This is a genomic window from Streptomyces sp. 8N616 (genome assembly GCF_052246385.1).
Taxonomy (GTDB): domain Bacteria; phylum Actinomycetota; class Actinomycetes; order Streptomycetales; family Streptomycetaceae; genus Streptomyces.
Genome location: NZ_JBQQBY010000043.1, coordinates 25,133 through 49,064, shown reverse-complemented (window position 1 = coordinate 49,064; position 23,932 = coordinate 25,133). Strand labels below are relative to the sequence as shown.

General features: G+C 66.8%; 26 protein-coding genes. All 26 read left to right on the top strand.

What is annotated here, in order from left to right:
• Positions 1-67 precede the first annotated feature (67 nt).
• The 26 genes from nusG (at position 68) to ACTWQC_RS30435 (ending at position 23,747) form a co-directional block, all read left to right on the top strand.
• Complete coding sequence (gene nusG, locus ACTWQC_RS30560; protein WP_443319079.1) at positions 68-904, top strand: transcription termination/antitermination protein NusG; 837 nt, start codon at positions 68-70, stop codon at positions 902-904.
• A 187-nt stretch (positions 905-1,091) separates the two neighbouring features.
• Complete coding sequence (rplK, locus tag ACTWQC_RS30555) at positions 1,092-1,526, top strand: 50S ribosomal protein L11 (RefSeq protein WP_055471151.1); 435 nt, start codon at positions 1,092-1,094, stop codon at positions 1,524-1,526.
• 79 nt (positions 1,527-1,605) lie between these two features.
• Positions 1,606-2,328, top strand: a complete 723-nt coding sequence (gene rplA / locus ACTWQC_RS30550; RefSeq protein WP_443319078.1) for a 50S ribosomal protein L1 — start codon at positions 1,606-1,608, stop codon at positions 2,326-2,328.
• 312 nt (positions 2,329-2,640) lie between these two features.
• Entirely contained in the window at positions 2,641-3,198 is a 558-nt protein-coding gene (gene rplJ / locus ACTWQC_RS30545; protein WP_443319077.1) for a 50S ribosomal protein L10, read from the top strand.
• 112 nt (positions 3,199-3,310) lie between these two features.
• The gene (gene rplL / locus ACTWQC_RS30540) at positions 3,311-3,697 is read left to right on the top strand and encodes a 50S ribosomal protein L7/L12 (protein ID WP_443319076.1); all 387 of its coding nucleotides are present in this window, start codon (positions 3,311-3,313) and stop codon (positions 3,695-3,697) included.
• A 530-nt stretch (positions 3,698-4,227) separates the two neighbouring features.
• Positions 4,228-7,713, top strand: a complete 3,486-nt coding sequence (gene rpoB / locus ACTWQC_RS30535; RefSeq protein ID WP_443319075.1) for a DNA-directed RNA polymerase subunit beta — start codon at positions 4,228-4,230, stop codon at positions 7,711-7,713.
• A 128-nt stretch (positions 7,714-7,841) separates the two neighbouring features.
• Positions 7,842-11,741: a DNA-directed RNA polymerase subunit beta' gene (locus ACTWQC_RS30530; RefSeq protein WP_443319074.1), complete on the top strand. Its 3,900-nt coding sequence runs from the start codon at positions 7,842-7,844 to the stop codon at positions 11,739-11,741.
• Positions 11,742-12,072: 331 nt separating this feature from the next.
• Positions 12,073-12,444, top strand: coding sequence for a 30S ribosomal protein S12 (rpsL, locus tag ACTWQC_RS30525; protein WP_003948652.1), 372 nt, complete (start codon positions 12,073-12,075; stop codon positions 12,442-12,444).
• Between the two features lie 2 nt (positions 12,445-12,446).
• Positions 12,447-12,917 carry a 30S ribosomal protein S7 gene (rpsG, locus tag ACTWQC_RS30520; protein WP_443319073.1) on the top strand — a complete coding sequence of 157 codons (471 nt, stop codon included), beginning with the start codon at positions 12,447-12,449 and terminating at the stop codon, positions 12,915-12,917.
• A 40-nt stretch (positions 12,918-12,957) separates the two neighbouring features.
• Positions 12,958-15,078 (top strand): elongation factor G, encoded by a 2,121-nt coding sequence (gene fusA, locus ACTWQC_RS30515; protein ID WP_443319072.1) that lies wholly within the window; start codon positions 12,958-12,960, stop codon positions 15,076-15,078.
• 218 nt (positions 15,079-15,296) lie between these two features.
• Positions 15,297-16,490 carry an elongation factor Tu gene (tuf, locus tag ACTWQC_RS30510; RefSeq protein ID WP_443319071.1) on the top strand — a complete coding sequence of 398 codons (1,194 nt, stop codon included), beginning with the start codon at positions 15,297-15,299 and terminating at the stop codon, positions 16,488-16,490.
• A 422-nt stretch (positions 16,491-16,912) separates the two neighbouring features.
• The gene (gene rpsJ / locus ACTWQC_RS30505; RefSeq protein WP_003948644.1) at positions 16,913-17,221 is read left to right on the top strand and encodes a 30S ribosomal protein S10; all 309 of its coding nucleotides are present in this window, start codon (positions 16,913-16,915) and stop codon (positions 17,219-17,221) included.
• 13 nt (positions 17,222-17,234) lie between these two features.
• The gene (gene rplC, locus ACTWQC_RS30500) at positions 17,235-17,879 is read left to right on the top strand and encodes a 50S ribosomal protein L3 (protein ID WP_443319070.1); all 645 of its coding nucleotides are present in this window, start codon (positions 17,235-17,237) and stop codon (positions 17,877-17,879) included.
• A gap of 8 nt (positions 17,880-17,887) precedes the next feature.
• Positions 17,888-18,538 carry a 50S ribosomal protein L4 gene (gene rplD, locus ACTWQC_RS30495; protein ID WP_443319069.1) on the top strand — a complete coding sequence of 217 codons (651 nt, stop codon included), beginning with the start codon at positions 17,888-17,890 and terminating at the stop codon, positions 18,536-18,538.
• Positions 18,538-18,864: a 50S ribosomal protein L23 gene (gene rplW, locus ACTWQC_RS30490; RefSeq protein WP_443319068.1), complete on the top strand. Its 327-nt coding sequence runs from the start codon at positions 18,538-18,540 to the stop codon at positions 18,862-18,864. Before rplD ends, rplW begins: the two co-directional genes overlap by 1 nt.
• Before the next feature lie 39 nt (positions 18,865-18,903).
• Positions 18,904-19,740: a 50S ribosomal protein L2 gene (gene rplB / locus ACTWQC_RS30485; RefSeq protein WP_443319067.1), complete on the top strand. Its 837-nt coding sequence runs from the start codon at positions 18,904-18,906 to the stop codon at positions 19,738-19,740.
• Between the two features lie 12 nt (positions 19,741-19,752).
• A complete protein-coding gene (rpsS, locus tag ACTWQC_RS30480) occupies positions 19,753-20,034 on the top strand; it encodes a 30S ribosomal protein S19 (protein WP_393656566.1) in 282 nt (93 codons plus the stop codon).
• 46 nt (positions 20,035-20,080) lie between these two features.
• On the top strand, positions 20,081-20,428 hold the full coding sequence (gene rplV / locus ACTWQC_RS30475; protein ID WP_003974262.1) for a 50S ribosomal protein L22: 348 nt from the start codon (positions 20,081-20,083) through the stop codon (positions 20,426-20,428).
• Positions 20,428-21,273 carry a 30S ribosomal protein S3 gene (gene rpsC, locus ACTWQC_RS30470; RefSeq protein WP_443319066.1) on the top strand — a complete coding sequence of 282 codons (846 nt, stop codon included), beginning with the start codon at positions 20,428-20,430 and terminating at the stop codon, positions 21,271-21,273. The genes rplV and rpsC overlap by 1 nt, the downstream gene beginning before the upstream one ends.
• 5 nt (positions 21,274-21,278) lie before the next feature.
• On the top strand, positions 21,279-21,698 hold the full coding sequence (gene rplP, locus ACTWQC_RS30465; protein ID WP_055470929.1) for a 50S ribosomal protein L16: 420 nt from the start codon (positions 21,279-21,281) through the stop codon (positions 21,696-21,698).
• Positions 21,698-21,922: a 50S ribosomal protein L29 gene (gene rpmC / locus ACTWQC_RS30460; RefSeq protein WP_065963002.1), complete on the top strand. Its 225-nt coding sequence runs from the start codon at positions 21,698-21,700 to the stop codon at positions 21,920-21,922. The genes rplP and rpmC overlap by 1 nt, the downstream gene beginning before the upstream one ends.
• Positions 21,922-22,206 carry a 30S ribosomal protein S17 gene (gene rpsQ, locus ACTWQC_RS30455; RefSeq protein WP_443269981.1) on the top strand — a complete coding sequence of 95 codons (285 nt, stop codon included), beginning with the start codon at positions 21,922-21,924 and terminating at the stop codon, positions 22,204-22,206. The genes rpmC and rpsQ overlap by 1 nt, the downstream gene beginning before the upstream one ends.
• Before the next feature lie 97 nt (positions 22,207-22,303).
• On the top strand, positions 22,304-22,672 hold the full coding sequence (gene rplN, locus ACTWQC_RS30450) for a 50S ribosomal protein L14 (protein WP_030174545.1): 369 nt from the start codon (positions 22,304-22,306) through the stop codon (positions 22,670-22,672).
• A 3-nt stretch (positions 22,673-22,675) separates the two neighbouring features.
• On the top strand, positions 22,676-22,999 hold the full coding sequence (rplX, locus tag ACTWQC_RS30445) for a 50S ribosomal protein L24 (RefSeq protein ID WP_065963007.1): 324 nt from the start codon (positions 22,676-22,678) through the stop codon (positions 22,997-22,999).
• Positions 22,999-23,559 (top strand): 50S ribosomal protein L5, encoded by a 561-nt coding sequence (gene rplE, locus ACTWQC_RS30440; protein ID WP_443319065.1) that lies wholly within the window; start codon positions 22,999-23,001, stop codon positions 23,557-23,559. Before rplX ends, rplE begins: the two co-directional genes overlap by 1 nt.
• A gap of 2 nt (positions 23,560-23,561) precedes the next feature.
• Positions 23,562-23,747: a type Z 30S ribosomal protein S14 gene (locus ACTWQC_RS30435; RefSeq protein WP_003948630.1), complete on the top strand. Its 186-nt coding sequence runs from the start codon at positions 23,562-23,564 to the stop codon at positions 23,745-23,747.
• Positions 23,748-23,932: the final 185 nt, after the last annotated feature.

Genomic DNA, 23,932 nt, shown 5'->3' with positions numbered 1-23,932 from the left:
GCGGAGGGAGTCCGCGGGACGAACCTCCGCCTGTTCCACCCCTTGAAGCCAGGAAGAAGCAGCCACCGTGTCTGACGACCCGAACCTGAACGACGCCACCGAGCCCGCCGAGGGCGACGAGGCAGCGGTCGACATCGTCGAGGCGGCCGACGAGGTCGACCAGGCCGAGGCTGCGGACGCAGCGGCGGGCGAGCCGGCCGAGGAAGCCGCGATGCACGTCGAGGACGAGGCCACCGCCGTGGCCGAGGTCGCCGAGGACGTGGCTCCGGAGGAGGAGGCCCCGGCTGCCGACCCGGTCGAGGCCCTGCGCGAGGAGCTGCGCACCCTCCCGGGCGAGTGGTACGTGATCCACACCTACGCGGGCTACGAGAAGCGCGTGAAGGCCAACCTGGAGCAGCGCGCCGTCTCGCTGAACGTCGAGGACTTCATCTACCAGGCCGAGGTGCCCGAGGAAGAGATCGTCCAGATCAAGAACGGCGAGCGGAAGAACGTACGCCAGAACAAGCTGCCCGGTTACGTGCTGGTGCGGATGGACCTGACGAACGAGTCGTGGGGCGTGGTCCGGAACACCCCGGGCGTCACCGGCTTCGTCGGCAACGCCTACGACCCGTACCCGCTCACCCTGGACGAGATCGTCAAGATGCTCGCCCCGGAGGCGGAGGAGGCCGCGGCCAAGGCCGCCGCCGCGGAGGCGGGCGTCCCGGCGCCGAGCCGCAAGGTCGAGGTCCAGGTGCTGGACTTCGAGGTCGGCGACTCGGTCACGGTCACCGACGGTCCGTTCGCGACGCTGCAGGCGACGATCAACGAGATCAACCCCGACTCGAAGAAGGTCAAGGGCCTGGTCGAGATCTTCGGCCGGGAGACCCCGGTCGAGCTGAGCTTCGACCAGATCCAGAAGAACTGAAGGCTCCGGACGGCGCCTTCCGCCGCTTCCGACTGCTTCCGGCCAGGTCAAGACCGCTCTCCGTGGGCTGGTCCGACCTGGCCGGTTTTTGGCCGCGCAGCCCTACCCGTTATCGTTGTGCGGTATGCCTCCAACCGGATGATCCGGACTGGAGGCGAATCACCTCTTAACTGGACCCGGAGAGAGCATGCCTCCCAAGAAGAAGAAGGTCACGGGGCTGATCAAGCTCCAGATCCAGGCCGGTGCCGCCAACCCGGCTCCGCCGGTCGGCCCCGCGCTGGGTCAGCACGGCGTCAACATCATGGAGTTCTGCAAGGCCTACAACGCAGCGACCGAGTCGCAGCGTGGCATGGTCGTGCCGGTGGAGATCACGGTCTACGAGGACCGTTCCTTCACCTTCATCACCAAGACTCCGCCGGCCGCGAAGCTGATCCTCAAGGCCGCGGGTGTGGACAAGGGCTCCGGCGAGCCGCACAAGACCAAGGTCGCCAAGATCACCCGCGACCAGGTCCGCGACATCGCCACCACCAAGATGCCCGACCTGAACGCCAACGACCTCGACGCCGCCGAGAAGATCATCGCCGGCACCGCCCGTTCCATGGGCATCACGGTCGAGGGCTGATCACCCCACTCAGCACCCCCGTGGAGGGGCCACGCGCTGGCCCGTACCACACCTCCGTATGACTGACATAGGAGCAGCAGTGAAGCGCAGCAAGACTTTCCGCGCTGCGGACGCGAAGATCGACCGGGAGCGTGTGTACGCCCCGCTCGAGGCCGTCCGTCTCGCCAAGGAGACCTCCTCGACCAAGTTCGACGGCACCGTCGAGGTCGCCTTCCGCCTGGGCGTCGACCCGCGCAAGGCCGACCAGATGGTCCGCGGCACCGTGAACCTTCCGCACGGCACCGGTAAGACCGCCCGGGTCCTGGTCTTCGCGACCGGTGACCGTGCCGAGGCCGCGCGTGCCGCGGGCGCCGACATCGTCGGCGCCGACGAGCTCATCGACGAGGTGTCGAAGGGCCGCCTGGACTTCGACGCCGTCGTCGCCACCCCGGACCTCATGGGCAAGGTCGGCCGCCTGGGCCGCGTCCTCGGCCCCCGTGGTCTGATGCCGAACCCGAAGACCGGCACCGTCACTCCGGACGTGGCCAAGGCCGTGACCGAGATCAAGGGCGGCAAGATCGAGTTCCGTGTCGACAAGCACGCGAACCTGCACTTCATCATCGGCAAGGTCTCGTTCGACGAGGCCAAGCTGGTGGAGAACTACGGCGCGGCGCTGGAGGAGATCCTCCGTCTGAAGCCGTCCGCCGCGAAGGGCCGGTACATCAAGAAGGCCACCATCACCACCACGATGGGCCCCGGCATTCCGGTCGACGCCAACCGCACCCGTAACCTCCTCGCCGAGGAGGACGTGGCCGCCGTCTGATCCGTCGACAGCGGCGCGCGAGCGAACCCGATCGGCCCCCGCACTCTTGCGTGCGGGGGCCGATTTGTGTACGGGCGCGTGGCCGCGTAATCTGTGCGAGAAGCCAAAGACCGCTGGTCGTTGCCGTGCCTCTGCAAGAGGGGGACGGCGGCCGAAGGATCCGCTAGCTGCGGACGACCCGCGTAGGTGAATGAGGATGAAGCTCCCGGGCGTCTGTCCGGTCGAGCCGAGCCCCGTGCGCCTGCGCCGGGGCGTTTGTTCTGTTCAGCCCCTTCCGAGCGGTCCTCATCACCCGGAAGGAGGCCGAGGCTCATGGCGAGGCCCGACAAGGTCGCAGCCGTCGAGGAGATGCGGGACAAGTTCCGCAACTCCAACGCCGCTGTTGTGACTGCGTACACCGGTCTTACCGTGGCACAGCTCAAGGAGCTGCGCCGTTCGCTCGGTGAGAACGCTCAGTACCGTGTGGTGAAGAACACGCTGACCAAGATCGCGGCCAACGAGGCCGGGATCAACACGCTCGACGACCTGTTCGCGGGTTCGTCGGCCGTCGCCTTCGTGACCGGTGACCCGGTCGAGGCGGCGAAGGGTCTCCGTGACTTCGCCAAGGAGAACCCCGCTCTCGTCATCAAGGGCGGTGTCCTTGACGGCAAGGCGCTGACCGCTGACGAGATCAAGAAGCTCGCGGACCTCGAGTCCCGTGAGGTGCTGCTCGCCAAGCTGGCCGGTGGCATGAAGGCGTCCATGGCCAAGGCCGCGGCGACCTTCCAGGCCCCGCTCTCGAAGTTCGTCCGCACCGCGGACGCCCTTCGCAGCAAGGTCGAGCAGGGCGGTGCCGGTACGCCGGCTCCCGCCGAGGCCGACGCGGAGTAACCGACTCCCGTCTGTCGCAGCGGGCCCGTAACCAAGTGATGCCATAGGCATACGCCCGCCCAAGAAGTGCAGTACACCCGGCACCAGCCGAATTAGTGGAAGGACCGCCACCATGGCGAAGCTCAGCCAGGACGAGCTGCTCGAGCAGTTCAGCGAGATGACCCTCATCGAGCTCTCCGAGTTCGTGAAGGCCTTCGAGGAGAAGTTCGACGTCGAGGCCGCCGCGCCGGTCGCCGTCGCCGCCGCCGGTGCGCCGGGCGCCCCGGTCGCCGAGGCCGAGCCGGAGAAGGACGAGTTCGACGTCGTCCTCACCGGTGCGGGCGACAAGAAGATCCAGGTCATCAAGGTCGTGCGTGAGCTGACCTCGCTGGGTCTGAAGGAGGCCAAGGACCTCGTCGACGGCACCCCGAAGCCGGTTCTCGAGAAGGTCAACAAGGAGCAGGCCGACAAGGCCGCCGAGTCCCTCAAGGGCGCCGGCGCGTCCGTCGAGGTCAAGTGACCTTCTGAAGGCTCACGACTCGTTCGCCGAGGGCGATCACCCGAACGGGTGGTCGCCCTCGGACGTTGCCGCACAGGGTCCCTTGCCCCCTGCCGCATGGCGGGTATGGTGATCTTCGTTGCCTGGTCTGCGGGCCTTCCGGACGATCTCTGGGAGGCGGGGGGCCTTGACGAACGGCACGCAGCGCGCAATTCTCAGGACGCGTCGTCACACCGATCCAGGATCCGAGGCATGGATCGCAGACGAAGAGGGCAGGATCGATATGCGCTTCCAGCGCGTGGCTTGCAGCAGGCGATGAAGAACAACGAGGGACGCACCCCGGGGCCCGGGGAACCGGTCTGGACATCAGTGGGCCAAGTGGCTACACTGACCCTTTGCGCTGCCTGTTAGCTGCTCCCTGCCCGTCACCAGGGGCAAGCCCACGTTCGATCATTATTGAATGAGACTCCCTGACCTGGGATTTCTGCCGGTGTGTATCGAACTGGACCGGTACGCGCGTAGTGAGTCCGAGCCCTCGGAAGGACCCCCTCTTGGCCGCCTCGCGCAACGCCTCGACTGCCAATACGAACAACGGCGCCAGCACCGCCCCGCTGCGCATCTCTTTTGCGAAGATCAAGGAGCCCCTCGAGGTTCCGAACCTCCTTGCGCTGCAAACCGAGAGCTTCGACTGGCTGCTCGGCAATGCCGCCTGGAAGGCTCGCGTCGAGTCGGCCCTGGAGAGTGGACAGGACGTCCCCACCAAGTCCGGTCTGGAGGAGATCTTCGAAGAGATCTCCCCGATCGAGGACTTCTCCGGGTCGATGTCGCTGACCTTCCGCGACCACCGCTTCGAGCCGCCGAAGAACTCGATCGACGAGTGCAAGGAGCGCGACTTCACCTACGCGGCTCCGCTGTTCGTCACTGCGGAATTCACCAACAACGAGACCGGTGAGATCAAGTCCCAGACGGTCTTCATGGGTGACTTCCCCCTCATGACCAACAAGGGCACCTTCGTGATCAACGGCACCGAGCGTGTCGTCGTATCGCAGCTGGTCCGCTCTCCCGGTGTCTACTTCGACAGCTCCATCGACAAGACGTCCGACAAGGACATCTTCTCCGCCAAGATCATTCCGTCCCGGGGTGCCTGGCTCGAGATGGAGATCGACAAGCGCGACATGGTCGGTGTCCGCATCGACCGCAAGCGCAAGCAGTCCGTGACCGTTCTCCTCAAGGCGCTCGGCTGGACCACCGAGCAGATCCTCGAGGAGTTCGGCGAGTACGAGTCCATGCGCGCCACCCTGGAGAAGGACCACACCCAGGGCCAGGACGACGCGCTGCTCGACATCTACCGCAAGCTGCGGCCGGGCGAGCCGCCGACCCGCGAGGCCGCGCAGACCCTGCTCGAGAACCTCTACTTCAACCCGAAGCGCTACGACCTCGCGAAGGTCGGCCGCTACAAGGTGAACAAGAAGCTCGGCGGGGACCAGCCGCTCGACGCCGGCGTGCTGACCACGGACGACGTCATCGCGACGATCAAGTACCTGGTCAAGCTGCACGCGGGCGAGACCGAGACGGTCGGCGAGAACGGCAGCCAGATCGTCGTCGAGACCGACGACATCGACCACTTCGGCAACCGCCGTCTGCGCAACGTCGGCGAGCTCATCCAGAACCAGGTCCGTACGGGTCTGGCGCGGATGGAGCGCGTCGTGCGCGAGCGCATGACGACCCAGGACGTCGAGGCGATCACGCCGCAGACCCTGATCAACATCCGGCCGGTCGTCGCCTCCATCAAGGAGTTCTTCGGCACCAGCCAGCTCTCCCAGTTCATGGACCAGACCAACCCGCTGTCGGGTCTGACCCACAAGCGCCGCCTGTCGGCGCTGGGTCCGGGCGGTCTGTCCCGTGAGCGGGCGGGCTTCGAGGTCCGTGACGTGCACCCGTCGCACTACGGCCGCATGTGCCCGATCGAGACGCCCGAGGGCCCGAACATCGGTCTGATCGGCTCGCTCGCGTCGTACGGCCGGGTCAACGCGTTCGGCTTCGTCGAGACGCCGTACCGCAAGGTCGACGAGAAGGGTGTCGTCACCGATGAGGTGAACTTCCTCACCGCGGACGAGGAGGACCGCTTCGTCATCGCGCAGGCCAACGCGCCGCTGACGGACGACAACCACTTCGCCGAGGCCCGCGTGCTGGTCCGCCGCCGTGGCGGCGAGGTCGACTACGTGCCGGGCACCGACGTGGACTACATGGACGTCTCGCCGCGCCAGATGGTGTCGGTCGCGACGGCCATGATCCCGTTCCTCGAGCACGACGACGCCAACCGCGCGCTCATGGGATCGAACATGATGCGCCAGGCCGTGCCGCTCATCCGGGCCGAGGCCCCGCTGGTCGGCACCGGCATGGAGTACCGCTGCGCGGTCGACGCGGGCGACGTCATCAAGGCCGAGAAGGCGGGTGTGGTCCAGGAGGTCTCCGCGGACTACGTCACCGTCGCCAACGACGACGGCACGTACACCACCTACCGGGTGGCCAAGTTCAACCGCTCCAACCAGGGCACCTCCTTCAACCAGAAGGTCGTCGTGGACGAGGGCGCGCGGGTGATCGAGGGCCAGGTCCTCGCCGATGGTCCGTCCACGGACGAGGGCGAGATGGCGCTCGGCAAGAACCTGCTCGTGGCGTTCATGCCGTGGGAGGGCCACAACTACGAGGACGCGATCATCCTCAGCCAGCGCCTGGTGCAGGACGACGTCCTCTCCTCGATCCACATCGAGGAGCACGAGGTCGACGCCCGCGACACCAAGCTGGGCCCCGAGGAGATCACCCGGGACATCCCGAACGTCTCCGAGGAGGTCCTCGCCGACCTCGACGAGCGCGGCATCATCCGCATCGGTGCCGAGGTCGTCGCGGGCGACATCCTGGTCGGCAAGGTCACCCCGAAGGGCGAGACCGAGCTGACCCCGGAGGAGCGCCTGCTCCGCGCGATCTTCGGTGAGAAGGCCCGTGAGGTCCGTGACACCTCGCTGAAGGTGCCGCACGGCGAGACCGGCAAGGTCATCGGCGTGCGCGTCTTCGACCGCGAGGAGGGCGACGAGCTGCCGCCGGGCGTGAACCAGCTGGTCCGCGTCTACGTCGCACAGAAGCGCAAGATCACCGACGGTGACAAGCTCGCCGGCCGCCACGGCAACAAGGGCGTCATCTCCAAGATCCTTCCGGTCGAGGACATGCCGTTCCTGGAGGACGGCACCCCGGTCGACATCATCCTCAACCCGCTGGGCGTCCCGTCCCGGATGAACCCGGGACAGGTCCTGGAGATCCACCTTGGCTGGCTCGCCAGCCAGGGCTGGAAGGTCGAGGGCAACGAGGACTGGATGAAGCGCCTCCAGGTCATCGGCGCCGACGAGGTGCAGCCCGGTACCAACGTCGCCACCCCGGTGTTCGACGGGGCGCGCGAGGACGAGATCGCCGGCCTCTTCGAGGCGACGGTCCCGAACCGGGACGGCGACCGGCTCGTCCTGCCCTCCGGCAAGGCCCGGCTGTTCGACGGCCGCTCCGGCGAGCCGTTCCCGGACCCGATCTCGGTCGGGTACATGTACATCCTCAAGCTGCACCACCTGGTCGACGACAAGCTGCACGCCCGGTCGACCGGCCCGTACTCGATGATCACCCAGCAGCCGCTGGGTGGTAAGGCCCAGTTCGGTGGCCAGCGCTTCGGCGAGATGGAGGTGTGGGCCCTCGAGGCCTACGGCGCCGCCTACGCCCTCCAGGAGCTGCTGACCATCAAGTCCGACGACGTCACCGGCCGCGTGAAGGTCTACGAGGCCATCGTCAAGGGCGAGAACATCCCTGAGCCCGGCATCCCCGAGTCCTTCAAGGTGCTCATCAAGGAGATGCAGTCCCTGTGCCTCAACGTGGAGGTGCTGTCCTCGGACGGCATGTCCATCGAGATGCGCGACACCGACGAGGACGTCTTCCGCGCTGCGGAGGAGCTCGGTATCGACCTGTCCCGGCGCGAGCCGAGCAGCGTCGAAGAGGTCTGACGGGTCTGGACGGGGCTCCCAACGTGAGCCCCGTCCTCCCCCAGAGCCTGAACGGCCTGGGGGGACCCCCATCCGGACCCTCAGTCAGACCCCTGAAGACACGACCCCGAAAGAGGGATTGACGACAAGTGCTCGACGTCAACTTCTTCGACGAGCTGCGGATCGGCCTGGCCACCGCTGACGACATCCGTCAGTGGTCGCACGGTGAGGTCAAGAAGCCGGAGACCATCAACTACCGCACCCTCAAGCCCGAAAAGGACGGACTCTTCTGCGAGAAGATCTTCGGTCCGACCCGGGACTGGGAGTGCTACTGCGGTAAGTACAAGCGCGTCCGCTTCAAGGGCATCATCTGCGAGCGCTGCGGCGTCGAGGTCACTCGCGCCAAGGTGCGACGCGAGCGGATGGGCCACATCGAGCTGGCCGCCCCCGTCACGCACATCTGGTACTTCAAGGGCGTCCCGTCGCGCCTGGGCTACCTGCTCGACCTCGCCCCGAAGGACCTCGAGAAGGTCATCTACTTCGCCGCCTACATGATCACGTGGGTGGACGAGGAGCGCCGTACGCGCGACCTGCCCTCGCTGGAGGCCCATGTCTCCGTCGAGCGCCAGCAGGTCGAGCAGCGCCGCGACGCCGACCTCGAGGCCCGCGCCAAGAAGCTCGAGGCCGACCTGGCCGAGCTCGAGGCCGAGGGTGCCAAGGCCGACGTGCGCCGCAAGGTGCGCGAGGGTGCCGAGCGCGAGATGAAGCAGCTGCGCGACCGCGCCCAGCGCGAGATCGACCGTCTCGACGAGGTGTGGACCCGCTTCAAGAACCTCAAGGTCCAGGACCTCGAGGGCGACGAGCTGCTCTACCGCGAGCTGCGGGACCGCTTCGGCACGTACTTCGACGGCTCCATGGGTGCCGCTGCTCTGCAGAAGCGCCTGGAGACCTTCAACCTCGACGAGGAGGCGGAGCGCCTCCGCGAGATCATCCGGACCGGGAAGGGCCAGAAGAAGACCCGTGCGCTCAAGCGCCTCAAGGTCGTCTCCGCCTTCCTGCAGACCAGCAACAGCCCCAAGGGCATGGTGCTGGACTGCGTCCCGGTGATCCCGCCGGACCTGCGCCCGATGGTGCAGCTGGACGGTGGCCGCTTCGCGACCTCCGACCTGAACGACCTGTACCGCCGCGTCATCAACCGGAACAACCGCCTCAAGCGGCTTCTCGACCTCGGCGCGCCCGAGATCATCGTGAACAACGAGAAGCGGATGCTGCAGGAGGCCGTCGACGCGCTGTTCGACAACGGCCGCCGCGGCCGGCCGGTGACCGGCCCGGGCAACCGCCCGCTGAAGTCGCTGTCCGACATGCTCAAGGGCAAGCAGGGCCGGTTCCGTCAGAACCTGCTCGGCAAGCGCGTCGACTACTCGGCCCGTTCGGTCATCGTCGTCGGCCCGCAGCTCAAGCTGCACCAGTGCGGTCTGCCCAAGGCCATGGCGCTGGAGCTCTTCAAGCCGTTCGTGATGAAGCGCCTGGTTGACCTCAACCACGCGCAGAACATCAAGTCGGCCAAGCGCATGGTCGAGCGCGGCCGTACGGTCGTGTACGACGTGCTGGAAGAGGTCATCGCCGAGCACCCGGTGCTGCTCAACCGTGCGCCGACCCTGCACCGCCTCGGCATCCAGGCCTTCGAGCCGCAGCTGGTCGAGGGCAAGGCCATTCAGATCCACCCGCTCGTCTGCACCGCGTTCAACGCGGACTTCGACGGTGACCAGATGGCCGTGCACCTGCCGCTGTCCGCGGAGGCCCAGGCCGAGGCCCGCATCCTGATGCTGTCCTCGAACAACATCCTCAAGCCCGCCGACGGCCGCCCGGTCACCATGCCGACCCAGGACATGGTGCTCGGCCTGTTCTTCCTCACCACCGACGAGGCGGAGCGGGACGTCAAGGGCGAGGGCCGCTCGTTCTCCTCGGTCGCCGAGGCGATCATGGCGTTCGACGCCCGCGAGCTCTCGCTCCAGGCGAAGGTCGACATCCGCTTCCCGATCGGCACCGTCCCGCCCCGCGGTTGGACCCCGCCGGTTCCGGAGGAGGGTGAGCCGGAGTGGCAGCCGGGCGACAGCTTCACGCTGCGCACGACCCTGGGCCGCGCGCTCTTCAACGAGCTGCTGCCCGAGGACTACCCGTTCGTCGACTACTCGGTGGGCAAGAAGCAGCTCTCCGAGATCGTCAACGACCTCGCCGAGCGCTACCCGAAGGTCATCGTGGCGGCGACGCTCGACAACCTGAAGGCGGCGGGCTTCCACTGGGCCACCCGCTCCGGTGTCACCGTCGCGGTCACCGACATCGTCGTCCCCGAGGCCAAGAAGGCCATCATCACAGGCTACGAGGCGCAGGACGAGAAGGTCCAGAAGCAGTACGAGCGCGGTCTGATCACCAAGGACGAGCGCACCCAGGAGCTCATCGCGATCTGGACCAAGGCGACCAACGAGGTTGCCGAGGCGATGACCGCGAACTTCCCGAAGACCAACCCCATCTTCATGATGGTCAACTCGGGTGCTCGCGGAAACATGATGCAGATGCGTCAGATCGCGGGTATGCGTGGTCTGGTGTCCAACGCGAAGAACGAGACCATCCCGCGGCCCATTAAGGCGTCGTTCCGTGAGGGTCTCTCCGTGCTGGAGTACTTCATCTCCACGCACGGTGCCCGTAAGGGTCTCGCGGACACCGCCCTGCGTACCGCCGACTCGGGTTACCTGACCCGTCGTCTGGTCGACGTCTCGCAGGACGTGATCATCCGCGAGGAGGACTGCGGCACCGACCGCGGCCTCAAGCTGGTGATCGCCTCCAAGGGCGCCGACGGCGTGCTGCGCAAGGCCGAGAACGTCGAGACCAGCGTGTACGCGCGTGCCCTGGCCGAGGACATCGTCGCGGACGGCAAGGTGCTGGCCCCGGCCAACACCGACCTGGGCGACGTGCTCATCGACGAGCTGGTCCGGCACGGCGTCGGGACGGTCAAGACCCGCTCGGTCCTGACCTGCGAGTCCGCGGTCGGCACCTGCGCCATGTGCTACGGCCGCTCCCTGGCCACCGGCAAGCTGGTGGACATCGGCGAGGCCGTCGGCATCATCGCGGCCCAGTCCATCGGTGAGCCCGGCACCCAGCTGACGATGCGTACCTTCCACACCGGTGGTGTGGCCGGTGACGACATCACCCAGGGTCTGCCGCGTGTCGTCGAGCTCTTCGAGGCCCGTACGCCCAAGGGCGTCGCGCCGATCTCGGAGGCCGCCGGCCGCGTCCGGATCGAGGAGACCGAGAAGACCAAGAAGCTCGTCGTCACCCCGGACGACGGCTCCGACGAGACCTCGTACGGCGTCTCGAAGCGAGCCCGTCTCCTGGTGGGCGAGGGCGACCACGTCGAGGTCGGCCAGCCGCTGACCGTCGGTGCGGTCAACCCGCACGACGTGCTGCGGATCCTCGGCCAGCGGGCCGTCCAGGTCCACCTGGTCGGCGAGGTCCAGAAGGTCTACAACTCGCAGGGTGTGTCGATCCACGACAAGCACATCGAGATCATCATCCGGCAGATGCTGCGCCGCGTGACGATCATCGAGTCCGGCGACGCGGAGCTTCTGCCGGGCGAGCTCGTGGAGCGCACGCGCTTCGAGGGGGAGAACCGCCGTGTCGTCCAGGAAGGCGGCCACCCGGCCTCCGGCCGTCCGCAGCTGATGGGTATCACCAAGGCCTCGCTGGCGACCGAGTCCTGGCTGTCGGCGGCGTCCTTCCAGGAGACGACCAGGGTCCTGACCGACGCGGCGATCAACGCCAAGTCGGACTCCCTGATCGGCCTCAAGGAGAACGTGATCATCGGTAAGCTCATCCCGGCCGGTACGGGCCTGTCCCGCTACCGCAACATCCGGGTCGAGCCGACCGAGGAGGCGAAGGCCGCGATGTACTCGGCTGTCGGCTACGACGACATCGACTACTCGCCCTTCGGCACGGGCTCCGGCCAGGCGGTTCCGCTGGAGGACTACGACTACGGTCCGTACAACCAGTAAGGCGATCCGTCCGCAAGGACGTCCACAGGGCGGCCACCCCATGGCGGGGTGGCCGCCCTGTGCCGTATGTTGCAGGCCGGTGTGTCCTGCACAGGGTGCTTTTGTTTTGACCGGAGCCGGTGCTATAGGTACGCTCTGACCTTGTGCCTGGGGTGTGCCCGGGTTCTTGTGCGTGCAATCGACCGCACGGGATGCCGAGGCCGAAGCGCCGTCCACATACGCACTTTCCGCCCTGCGGGAGTCGTATGAGGTACGCGACACACCCGACCGCGTGGGTCGGAGAAGCCCCAGGTTAGCTTCACTGATACGGCACACAGAAACCGGAGAAACGGTGCCTACGATCCAGCAGCTGGTCCGCAAGGGCCGGCAGGACAAGGTCGAAAAGAACAAGACGCCCGCACTCGAGGGTTCGCCTCAGCGCCGCGGCGTCTGCACGCGCGTGTTCACGACCACCCCGAAGAAGCCGAACTCGGCCCTGCGTAAGGTCGCGCGTGTGCGTCTGACCAGCGGGATCGAGGTCACCGCTTATATCCCGGGTGAGGGACACAACCTGCAGGAGCACTCCATCGTGCTCGTGCGTGGTGGCCGTGTGAAGGACCTGCCGGGTGTTCGCTACAAGATCATCCGCGGTTCGCTCGACACCCAGGGTGTCAAGAACCGCAAGCAGGCCCGCAGCCGTTACGGCGCCAAGAAGGAGAAGTAAGCATGCCTCGTAAGGGCCCCGCCCCGAAGCGCCCGGTCATCATCGACCCGGTCTACGGCTCTCCTCTGGTCACCTCGCTCATCAACAAGGTGCTGCTGAACGGCAAGCGCTCCACCGCCGAGCGCATCGTCTACGGCGCCATGGAGGGCCTGCGCGAGAAGACCGGCAACGACCCGGTCATCACGCTCAAGCGTGCCCTGGAGAACGTGAAGCCGACCCTCGAGGTCCGCTCCCGCCGCGTCGGTGGCGCCACCTACCAGGTGCCGGTCGAGGTCCGCCCCGGCCGCTCCTCCACCCTCGCTCTGCGCTGGCTCGTGGGCTACTCCCGCGCCCGCCGCGAGAAGACCATGACCGAGCGCCTGATGAACGAGCTGCTGGACGCCAGCAACGGTCTCGGCGCCTCCGTCAAGCGTCGCGAGGACACCCACAAGATGGCCGAGTCCAACAAGGCCTTCGCGCACTACCGCTGGTAGTCGCTAACCCACATCGAGATCCGAGAGAAGACTGAGCCTTATGGCTACCACTTCGCTTGACCTGGCCAAGGTCCGCAATATCGGGATCATGGCCCACATCGACGCGGGCAAGACGACGACCACCGAGCGGATCCTGTTCTACACCGGTGTCTCCTACAAGATCGGTGAAGTCCACGACGGCGCTGCCACGATGGACTGGATGGAGCAGGAGCAGGAGCGCGGCATCACGATCACCTCGGCCGCGACGACCTGTCACTGGCCGCTGGACAATGTCGACCACACGATCAACATCATCGACACCCCTGGCCACGTCGACTTCACGGTCGAGGTGGAGCGCTCGCTGCGCGTGCTCGACGGTGCTGTGACGGTGTTCGACGGCGTTGCCGGTGTCGAGCCCCAGTCCGAGACGGTGTGGCGTCAGGCGGACCGCTATGGCGTTCCGCGTATCTGCTTCGTCAACAAGCTCGACCGCACCGGCGCCGAGTTCCACCGCTGCGTCGACATGATCGTCGACCGGCTGGGCGCGACGCCGCTGGTCATGCAGCTGCCGATCGGCACCGAGGCGGACTTCAGGGGTGTCGTCGACCTGGTTCGTATGAAGGCTCTGGTGTGGTCCGCGGAGGCCACCAAGGGCGAGATGTACGACACCGTCGACATCCCGGACACCCACGTCGAGGCGGCCGACGAGTGGCGCGGCAAGCTGCTCGAGGCCGTCGCCGAGAACGACGAGGAGATGATGGAGCTGTACCTCGAGGGCGAGGAGCCCACCGAGGAGCAGCTGATCGCGGCGATCCGCCGCATCACCATCAACTCCGGCAAGGGCGGCGACACCACGGTCACGCCGGTGTTCTGCGGTACCGCGTTCAAGAACAAGGGCGTTCAGCCCCTGCTCGACGCGGTCGTGCGGTACCTGCCGTCGCCGATCGACATCGAGGCGATCGAGGGCCACGCGGTCAACGACCCGGAGCAGGTCGTCAGCCGCAAGCCGTCCGAGGACGAGCCGTTCTCCGGTCTCGCCTTCAAGATCATGAGCGACCCGCACCTCGGCAAGCTCACCTTCGTCCGGGTCTACTCGGGCCGCATGGTGACCGGCACCCAGGTGCAGAACTCCGTGAAGGGCAAGAAGGAGCGCATCGGCAAGATCTACCGGATGCACGCGAACAAGCGTGAGGAGATCGAGTCGGTGGGTGCCGGTGACATCGTCGCCGTCATGGGTCTCAAGCAGACCACCACCGGTGAGACCCTCTGCGACGCGTCGAACCCGGTGATCCTGGAGTCGATGGACTTCCCGGCCCCCGTGATCCAGGTCGCCATCGAGCCCAAGTCGAAGGGCGACCAGGAGAAGCTGGGCGTCGCGATCCAGCGGCTGGCCGAGGAGGACCCGTCCTTCCAGGTCAACACCGACGAGGAGACCGGCCAGACGATCATCGCGGGTATGGGCGAGCTGCACCTCGACGTGCTGGTCGACCGTATGAAGCGCGAGTTCCGGGTCGAGGCCAACGTCGGCAAGCCGCAGGTCGCGTACCGCGAGACGCTGCGCAAGGCCGTCGACAGGGTCGACTACACGCACAAGAAGCAGACTGGTGGTTCCGGCCAGTTCGCGAAGGTGCAGATCGCGATCGAGCCTCTCGACGGTGAGGGCTACCAGTTCGAGAACAAGGTCACCGGTGGCCGTATCCCGCGGGAGTACATCCCGTCCGTGGATGCGGGCTGCCAGGAGGCCATGGAGTTCGGCGTGCTGGCCGGCTACCCGCTGACCGGCGTGAAGGTGACGCTGCTCGACGGCGCCTACCACGACGTCGACTCCTCCGAGCTCGCGTTCAAGATCGCCGGTTCGATGGCCTTCAAGGAGGCCGCGCGCAAGGCCAGCCCGGCCCTGCTCGAGCCGATGATGAAGGTCGAGGTCACGACGCCCGAGGACTACATGGGCGACGTGATCGGCGACATCAACTCCCGCCGCGGGCAGATCCAGTCCATGGAGGACCGGGCCGGCGCCAAGCTGGTCACCGGTCTCGTTCCGCTGTCGGAGATGTTCGGCTACGTCGGAGACCTGCGCAGCAAGACCTCTGGTCGTGCGAGCTACTCCATGCAGTTCGACTCCTACGCCGAGGTTCCCAAGAACGTGGCGGAGGAGATCATCGCGAAGGCCAAGGGTGAGTAACGGGGCTTCGCCCACGTTTCTTACGCTTTAGGCTGGAGCAAAGGCATCGGGGCATTCCGCCGTAAAGTGTTCGCACTTTACGGCGGGCCCCGCCGCCGGCCCCCAAGCGAATACGGCCAAGGGCATCCCCTCGGGGTCCTGGTCGGGTTCGGTAAGACCACCTGAACCCACTCGCAAAGCGCGGGTGGAGTACAGCACCAGTCCACAGGAGGACCCCAGTGGCGAAGGCGAAGTTCGAGCGGACTAAGCCGCACGTCAACATCGGCACCATCGGTCACATCGACCACGGTAAGACCACTCTTACCGCGGCGATCACCAAGGTGCTGCACGACGCGTACCCGCAGCTGAACGAGGCCTCGGCCTTCGATCAGATCGACAAGGCTCCTGAGGAGCGCCAGCGCGGTATCACGATCTCCATCGCGCACGTCGAGTACCAGACGGAGACGCGTCACTACGCCCACGTTGACTGCCCGGGTCACGCGGACTACATCAAGAACATGATCACCGGTGCGGCGCAGATGGACGGCGCCATCCTCGTGGTCGCCGCCACCGACGGCCCGATGCCGCAGACCAAGGAGCACGTGCTCCTGGCCCGCCAGGTCGGCGTGCCGTACATCGTCGTCGCCCTGAACAAGGCCGACATGGTGGACGACGAGGAGATCCTGGAGCTCGTCGAGCTCGAGGTCCGCGAGCTGCTCTCCGAGTACGAGTTCCCGGGTGACGAGGTTCCGGTCGTCAAGGTCTCGGCGCTCAAGGCGCTCGAGGGCGACAAGGAGTGGGGTGAGTCCGTCCTCAACCTGATGAAGGCTGTCGACGAGTCGATCCCGACTCCGGAGCGCGACGTCGAGAAGCCGTTCCTGATGCCGATCGAGGACGTCTTCACCATCACCGGCCGCGGCACGGTCGTCACCGGCCGTATCGAGCGTGGTGTCCTCAAGGTCAACGAGAACGTCGACATCATCGGTATCAAGCCGGAGAAGACCTCCACGACGGTCACCGGTATCGAGATGTTCCGCAAGCTGCTCGACGAGGGCCAGGCCGGTGAGAACGTCGGTCTGCTGCTCCGCGGCATCAAGCGTGAGGACGTCGAGCGCGGCCAGGTCATCATCAAGCCGGGCACGGTCACCCCGCACACCGAGTTCGAGGCCCAGGCGTACATCCTGTCGAAGGACGAGGGCGGCCGCCACACCCCGTTCTTCAACAACTACCGCCCGCAGTTCTACTTCCGTACGACTGACGTGACCGGCGTGGTGACCCTCCCCGAGGGCACCGAGATGGTCATGCCGGGCGACAACACCTCCATGTCCGTCCAGCTGATCCAGCCGGTCGCCATGGAGGAGGGGCTGAAGTTCGCCATCCGTGAGGGTGGCCGGACCGTCGGCGCCGGCCAGGTCACCAAGATCACCAAGTGACCCGGCGCTCCTAGGAGCAACCGACGAGAGGCCCCGTACGCCCAGTGTGTACGGGGCCTCTTCGCGTGGTATATGCGCCGATTGGCGTTGGCGAGTCGGCGTGTGGCACACTGTCCAGGTTGCTCGGTTGAGTGCCGATGCTGCGCGCCTCCCGCCGGGAGGACTGGAAGCGAGTCCCGCAGTACTCGTCACCCCTTCTCAGGGGTGGAAGTACGGGAATCTTCCGGGAAGCGTCAGCGGGGCACCGGCCAGGCACCCGGTGGGTCTCACCCCCGGCCCCGCGGCTCGTGCCGCACCCCCTCGCAGGGAATCTCTCACGGGATATCTGTTTGGCGGGAGTGCGACACGCCCGACCGCGGGGGTCGGAGAAGAGGCCCTGCCGGGTCCCAGAGCGTTACGAGAGACAGGACTACGAAGTAGCCATGGCGGGACAGAAGATCCGCATCCGGCTCAAGGCCTACGACCACGAGGTCATCGATTCCTCGGCGAAGAAGATCGTCGAGACGGTGACCCGTACTGGTGCGTCGGTCGCGGGCCCGGTGCCGCTGCCCACTGAGAAGAACGTGTACTGCGTCATCAAGTCGCCGCACAAGTACAAGGACTCGCGCGAGCACTTCGAGATGCGTACGCACAAGCGCCTCATCGACATCCTCGACCCCACGCCGAAGACCGTCGACTCGCTGATGCGTCTCGACCTGCCGGCCGGCGTCGACATCGAGATCAAGCTCTGAGGTGACGCGCGAGATGGCTAAGCAGATCAAGGGCGTCCTGGGCGAGAAGCTCGGCATGACGCAGGTGTGGGACGAGAACAACCGCGTCGTCCCGGTCACCGTCGTCAAGGCCGGTCCCTGCGTCGTCACCCAGGTCCGTACCGCTGACAGCGACGGCTACGACGCCGTCCAGATCGCCTTCGGCGAGATCGACCCGCGCAAGGTGAACAAGCCCCTCAAGGGCCACTTCGCCAAGGCAGACGTCACCCCGCGCCGCCACCTGGTGGAGTTGCGTACCGCCGACGCCGGCGAGTACACGCTCGGCCAGGAGGTCACCGCCGAGGTGTTCGAGTCCGGTGTCAAGGTCGACGTGACCGGCACCAGCAAGGGCAAGGGCACCGCCGGTGTCATGAAGCGCCACGGCTTCGGCGGCCTCGGCGCCGGCCACGGCACGCAGCGCAAGCACCGCTCGCCCGGCTCCATCGGTGGCTGCGCCACCCCGGGCCGCGTGTTCAAGGGCCTGCGCATGGCCGGCCGCATGGGCAACGAGCGGGTCACCACCCAGAACCTGACCGTCCACGCCGTTGACGCGGAGAAGGGACTGCTGCTCATCAAGGGCGCCGTCCCCGGTCCGAACGGCGGCCTCGTCCTGGTCCGTACCGCGGCCAAGGGGGCCTGAGGTAACCGATGAGCACCATTGACATCCTTTCGCCGGCAGGCGACAAGGCCGGGTCCGTCGAGCTCCCCGCGGAGATCTTCGACGCGCAGGTCAGCGTTCCGCTGATCCACCAGGTCGTCGTCGCCCAGCTGGCCGCTGCCCGCCAGGGCACGCACAAGACGAAGACCCGCGGCGAGGTCCGCGGCGGTGGCAAGAAGCCGTACCGCCAGAAGGGCACCGGCCGGGCGCGCCAGGGTTCGACCCGCGCTCCGCAGTTCGCCGGCGGTGGCGTCGTGCACGGCCCCGTGCCGCGTGACTACTCGCAGCGCACCCCGAAGAAGATGAAGGCCGCCGCCCTGCGCGGTGCCCTCTCCGACCGGGCGCGCCACAACCGCATCCACGTCGTCTCCGGCGTGGTCGAGGGCGAGATCTCCACCAAGGCCGCCAAGACCCTGTTCGGCAGGATCAGCGAGCGCAGGAACCTGCTCCTGGTCGCCGAGCGGACCGACGAGGCCGCGTGGCTGTCCGCCCGCAACCTGCCCCAGGTCCACGTCCTGGAGCCGGGCCAGCTGAACACGTACGACGTGCTCGTCTCCGACGACGTGGTCTTCACCAAGGCCGCCTTCGAGTCCTTCGTGGCTGGTCCCAAGGCCGCTCAGCTCGAAGGGAGCGACGCCTGATGACTGAGGCGACCGCTGTCACCAGCAAGACCTACACCGACCCGCGCGACGTGCTCGTCAAGCCGGTCGTGTCGGAGAAGAGCTACGCGCTGCTGGACGAGAACAAGTACACGTTCATCGTCGACCCGCGTGCGAACAAGACCCAGATCAAGCAGGCCGTCGAGGCGGTCTTCTCGGTCAAGGTCACCGGGGTCAACACGATCAACCGGCAGGGCAAGCGCAAGCGCACCCGCACCGGCTACGGCAAGCGCAAGGACACCAAGCGCGCCATCGTGACCCTCGCCGAGGGCGACCGTATCGACATCTTCGGCGGCCCGGTCTCCTAACGGAGTCCGAGTCGTCCGGAATCGGACGAGGACTGAGAAATGGGTATCCGCAAGTACAAGCCGACGACCCCGGGCCGTCGTGGCTCCAGCGTCGCCGACTTTGTCGAGGTCACGCGGTCCACGCCGGAGAAGTCGCTGGTCCGCCCGCTGCACAGCAAGGGCGGCCGTAACAACGCCGGTCGTGTGACCGTTCGCCACCAGGGCGGTGGCCACAAGCGCGCCTACCGCGTGATCGACTTCCGTCGTCACGACAAGGACGGCGTGCCGGCCAAGGTCGCGCACATCGAGTACGACCCGAACCGCACCGCGCGCATCGCGCTCCTGCACTACGCGGACGGCGAGAAGCGCTACATCCTCGCCCCGGCTCGGCTGAGCCAGGGCGACCGGGTCGAGAACGGCCCCGGGGCCGATATCAAGCCCGGCAACAACCTCCCGCTGCGCAACATCCCGGTGGGTACGACTCTGCACGCCATCGAGCTGCGGCCCGGCGGCGGTGCGAAGATCGCCCGCTCCGCCGGTTCCTCCGTGCAGCTGATGGCGAAGGAGGGCGCCTACGCCCACCTGCGCATGCCGTCGGGCGAGGTCCGGCTGGTCGACGTCCGCTGCCGCGCCACCGTTGGCGAGGTCGGCAACGCCGAGCAGTCGAACATCAACTGGGGCAAGGCCGGCCGTATGCGGTGGAAGGGCGTCCGCCCGACCGTCCGCGGTGTCGCCATGAACCCCGTTGACCACCCGCACGGTGGTGGTGAGGGCAAGACCTCCGGTGGCCGTCACCCGGTCTCCCCGTGGGGTCAGAAGGAAGGACGTACGCGCTCGCCGAAGAAGGCCAGCAGCAAGCTCATCGTCCGCCGCCGCAAGACCACCAAGAAGCGCTAGGAGCAGGGTTCGATGCCGCGCAGTCTGAAGAAGGGGCCTTTCGTCGACGACCACCTGAGCAAGAAGGTGGACACACAGAACGACGCAGGCACCAAAAACGTCATCAAGACCTGGTCCCGCCGCTCGATGATCGTCCCGGCCATGCTCGGCCACACGATCGCGGTGCACGACGGCCGCAAGCACGTCCCGGTGTTCGTCACCGAGTCGATGGTCGGCCACAAGCTCGGCGAGTTCGCGCCGACCCGCACCTTCCGCGGCCATGAGAAGGACGACCGCAAGTCGCGTCGTCGCTGATCTGCGGAACAAGCGAAGACCGATGACAGACACCGAAGGGACAACCATGGAAGCCAGGGCCCAGGCGCGGTACATCCGCGTCACGCCCATGAAGGCCCGCCGCGTGGTGGACCTCATCCGTGGCATGGATGCCACGGAGGCTCAGGCGGTCCTGCGATTCGCTCCGCAGGCCGCGAGCGTGCCGGTCGGCAAGGTGCTCGACAGCGCCATCGCCAACGCCGCGCACAACTACGACCACACCGACGCCGACAGCCTCTTCATCTCCGAGGCGTACGTCGACGAGGGCCCGACCCTGAAGCGGTTCCGTCCGCGTGCCCAGGGCCGTGCCTACCGGATCCGCAAGCGGACCAGCCACATCACCGTGGTCGTCAGCAGCAAGGAAGGAACCCGGTAATGGGCCAGAAGGTTAACCCGCACGGGTTCCGGCTTGGTGTGACCACGGACTTCAAGTCCCGCTGGTACGCCGACAAGCTGTACAAGGACTACGTCAAGGAAGACGTCGCCATCCGCCGGATGATGACGAAGGGCATGGAGCGCGCCGGTATCTCCAAGGTGGAGATCGAGCGCACCCGTGACCGCGTCCGCGTCGACATCCACACCGCCCGGCCGGGCATCGTCATCGGCCGCCGCGGCGCGGAGGCCGACCGTATCCGCGGCGAGCTGGAGAAGCTCACCGGCAAGCAGGTCCAGCTGAACATCCTCGAGGTCAAGAACCCCGAGACCGACGCTCAGCTGGTCGCCCAGGCCGTCGCCGAGCAGCTCTCCTCCCGCGTCTCCTTCCGTCGCGCCATGCGCAAGAGCATGCAGTCGACGATGAAGGCCGGCGCCAAGGGCATCAAGATTCAGTGCGGTGGCCGTCTCGGCGGCGCCGAGATGTCCCGCTCGGAGTTCTACCGCGAGGGCCGCGTGCCCCTGCACACGCTCCGTGCGAACGTCGACTACGGCTTCTTCGAGGCCAAGACGACCTTCGGCCGTATCGGTGTGAAGGTCTGGATCTACAAGGGCGACGTCAAGAACATCGCCGAGGTCCGCGCCGAGAACGCCGCCGCCCGCGCCGGCCAGCGCCCGTCGCGTGGCGCCGGTGAGCGCCCGGCCCGTGGTGGCCGGGGTGGCGAGCGCGGCCGCGGCCGCAAGCCGCAGCAGCAGCAGGCCCCCGCTGCCGAGGCCCCCAAGGCCGAGGCTCCGGCGGCCCCGGCTGCTGAGGCTGCGTCCCCTTCTACCGGCGGAACGGAGGCCTGACCGTCATGCTGATCCCCCGCAGGGTCAAGCACCGCAAGCAGCACCACCCGAAGCGCAGCGGTATGGCCAAGGGCGGCACCGAGCTTGCGTTCGGCGAGTACGGCATCCAGGCGGTGACCCCGGCGTACGTGACGAACCGTCAGATCGAGTCGGCTCGTATCGCCATGACCCGCCACATCAAGCGTGGTGGCAAGGTCTGGATCAACATCTACCCGGACCGCCCGCTCACGAAGAAGCCGGCCGAGACCCGCATGGGTTCCGGTAAGGGTTCTCCGGAGTGGTGGGTCGCGAACGTCAAGCCCGGCCGGGTGATGTTCGAGCTGTCCTACCCGAACGAGAAGATTGCTCGCGAGGCGCTCACCCGCGCCGCGCACAAGCTTCCGATGAAGTGCCGGATCGTTCGGCGCGAGGCAGGTGAGTCGTGATGGCGGCCGGAACCAAGGCGTCCGAGCTGCGCGAGCTGAACAACGAGGACCTCGTTGCCAAGCTGCGTGAGGCCAAGGAGGAGCTGTTCAACCTCCGCTTCCAGGCGGCGACCGGACAGCTCGAGAACCACGGCCGGCTGAAGGCCGTCCGCAAGGACATCGCCCGGATCTACACCCTGATGCGGGAGCGCGAGCTCGGCATCGAGACGGTGGAGAGCGCCTGATGAGCGAGAAGAATGTGACTGAAACGAAGCAGGAGCGCGGATTCCGCAAGACCCGTGAGGGTCTGGTCGTCAGCGACAAGATGGACAAGACCGTCGTCGTCGCCGTCGAGGACCGCGTCAAGCACGCGCTGTACGGCAAGGTCATCCGCCGTACGAACAAGCTCAAGGCGCACGACGAGCAGAACGCCGCGGGTATCGGCGACCGTGTCCTCCTCATGGAGACCCGGCCGCTGTCCGCGACCAAGCGCTGGCGCGTCGTCGAGATCCTCGAGAAGGCCAAGTAATTCCTGGGGTTCCTCCCAGGACTAGTTCCGCCAGGCTCGGCGGGGGACTTCCCCGGAAATCCCCCGCCGGGAACCGGCAGACGATCAGGAGATAGACGTGATCCAGCAGGAGTCGCGACTGCGCGTCGCCGACAACACGGGGGCGAAGGAGATCCTTTGCATCCGTGTTCTCGGTGGTTCCGGTCGCCGCTACGCGGGCATCGGTGACGTCATCGTCGCCACCGTCAAGGACGCGATCCCCGGTGGCAACGTGAAGAAGGGTGACGTCGTCAAGGCGGTCATCGTGCGCACCGTCAAGGAGCGCCGCCGCCCGGACGGCTCGTACATCCGCTTCGACGAGAACGCGGCCGTCATCCTCAAGGGCGATGGCGACCCCCGTGGCACCCGTATCTTCGGCCCCGTGGGCCGTGAGCTGCGCGAGAAGAAGTTCATGAAGATCATCTCGCTCGCGCCGGAGGTGCTGTAACCGATGAAGATCAAGAAGGGCGACCTGGTCCAGGTCATCACCGGTAAGGACAAGGGCAAGCAGGGCAAGGTCATCCAGGCCTTCCCGCGCGAGGACCGCGTCCTGGTCGAGGGTGTCAACCGGGTCAAGAAGCACACCAAGGCCGGCCAGACGGCTCGTGGTTCGAAGACCGGCGGCATCGTGACGACCGAGGCCCCGATCCACGTGAGCAACGTTCAGCTCGTGGTGGAGAAGGACGGCAAGAAGGTCGTCACCCGCGTCGGGTACCGCTTCGACGACGAGGGCAACAAGATCCGCGTTGCCAAGCGGACCGGTGAGGACATCTGATGACTGCCACCACCAACGCGCCGCGCCTGAAGCAGCGGTACCGCGAAGAGATCCAGGGCAAGCTGAAGGACGAGTTCTCGTACGAGAACGTCATGCAGATCCCGGGTCTGACCAAGATCGTGGTCAACATGGGTGTGGGCGATGCCGCCCGCGACTCCAAGCTGATCGAGGGCGCCATCCGCGACCTCGCCACGATCACCGGCCAGAAGCCGGCCGTCACCAAGGCCCGTAAGTCCATCGCGCAGTTCAAGCTGCGCGAGGGCCAGCCGATCGGTGCCCACGTCACCCTCCGCGGTGACCGCATGTGGGAGTTCCTGGACCGCCTGCTGTCGCTCGCGCTGCCGCGCATCCGCGACTTCCGGGGTCTGTCGCCGAAGCAGTTCGACGGCCGCGGCAACTACACCTTCGGTCTCACGGAGCAGGTCATGTTCCACGAGATCGACCAGGACAAGATCGACCGGGTCCGAGGCATGGACATCACCGTGGTCACCACGGCGTCCAACGACGCTGAGGGCCGCGCCCTGCTGCGCCACCTCGGCTTCCCGTTCAAGGAGAACTGACCGTGGCGAAGAAGGCTCTGATCGCTAAGGCCGCCCGCAAGCCGAAGTTCGGGGTTCGCGGGTACACCCGCTGCCAGCGCTGCGGCCGGCCGCACTCCGTCTACCGCAAGTTCGGCCTTTGCCGCGTGTGCCTTCGTGAGATGGCTCACCGTGGCGAGCTGCCGGGCGTGACCAAGAGCTCCTGGTAATCCCCGAATCGGGATTACCGGAGGCTCTCGGTAAGCACATGGACGGCGGGCACCCGTAAATACCGCTCTTTCCGCTCACGTAGAGTGGAAGGGTTGGGCGCCCGCCGCCCGGGCTACGCCCGCGGCGTAGCCCGCCAGAAACGCTTACTACGCCGTAGGTCCCCGCACCACACCTGTCCCGACGT

Excerpts from the sequence above, each read along its gene's own strand:
- rpmC (WP_065963002.1), top strand. The coding sequence starts at position 21,698 with ATGGCGGCCGGAACCAAGGCGTCCGAGCTGCGCGAGCTGAACAACGAG.
- rplP (WP_055470929.1), top strand. The coding sequence starts at position 21,279 with ATGCTGATCCCCCGCAGGGTCAAGCACCGCAAGCAGCACCACCCGAAG.
- rpsG (WP_443319073.1), top strand. The coding sequence starts at position 12,447 with ATGCCTCGTAAGGGCCCCGCCCCGAAGCGCCCGGTCATCATCGACCCG.
- rplE (WP_443319065.1), top strand. The coding sequence starts at position 22,999 with ATGACTGCCACCACCAACGCGCCGCGCCTGAAGCAGCGGTACCGCGAA.
- rplK (WP_055471151.1), top strand. The coding sequence starts at position 1,092 with ATGCCTCCCAAGAAGAAGAAGGTCACGGGGCTGATCAAGCTCCAGATC.
- rplB (WP_443319067.1), top strand. The coding sequence starts at position 18,904 with ATGGGTATCCGCAAGTACAAGCCGACGACCCCGGGCCGTCGTGGCTCC.
- rplV (WP_003974262.1), top strand. The coding sequence starts at position 20,081 with ATGGAAGCCAGGGCCCAGGCGCGGTACATCCGCGTCACGCCCATGAAG.
- rplC (WP_443319070.1), top strand. The coding sequence starts at position 17,235 with ATGGCTAAGCAGATCAAGGGCGTCCTGGGCGAGAAGCTCGGCATGACG.
- rplX (WP_065963007.1), top strand. The coding sequence starts at position 22,676 with ATGAAGATCAAGAAGGGCGACCTGGTCCAGGTCATCACCGGTAAGGAC.
- rplW (WP_443319068.1), top strand. The coding sequence starts at position 18,538 with ATGACTGAGGCGACCGCTGTCACCAGCAAGACCTACACCGACCCGCGC.
- rpsS (WP_393656566.1), top strand. The coding sequence starts at position 19,753 with ATGCCGCGCAGTCTGAAGAAGGGGCCTTTCGTCGACGACCACCTGAGC.
- rpsQ (WP_443269981.1), top strand. The coding sequence starts at position 21,922 with ATGAGCGAGAAGAATGTGACTGAAACGAAGCAGGAGCGCGGATTCCGC.
- fusA (WP_443319072.1), top strand. The coding sequence starts at position 12,958 with ATGGCTACCACTTCGCTTGACCTGGCCAAGGTCCGCAATATCGGGATC.
- rplD (WP_443319069.1), top strand. The coding sequence starts at position 17,888 with ATGAGCACCATTGACATCCTTTCGCCGGCAGGCGACAAGGCCGGGTCC.
- rpsC (WP_443319066.1), top strand. The coding sequence starts at position 20,428 with ATGGGCCAGAAGGTTAACCCGCACGGGTTCCGGCTTGGTGTGACCACG.
- rpsJ (WP_003948644.1), top strand. The coding sequence starts at position 16,913 with ATGGCGGGACAGAAGATCCGCATCCGGCTCAAGGCCTACGACCACGAG.
- rplJ (WP_443319077.1), top strand. The coding sequence starts at position 2,641 with ATGGCGAGGCCCGACAAGGTCGCAGCCGTCGAGGAGATGCGGGACAAG.
- rplL (WP_443319076.1), top strand. The coding sequence starts at position 3,311 with ATGGCGAAGCTCAGCCAGGACGAGCTGCTCGAGCAGTTCAGCGAGATG.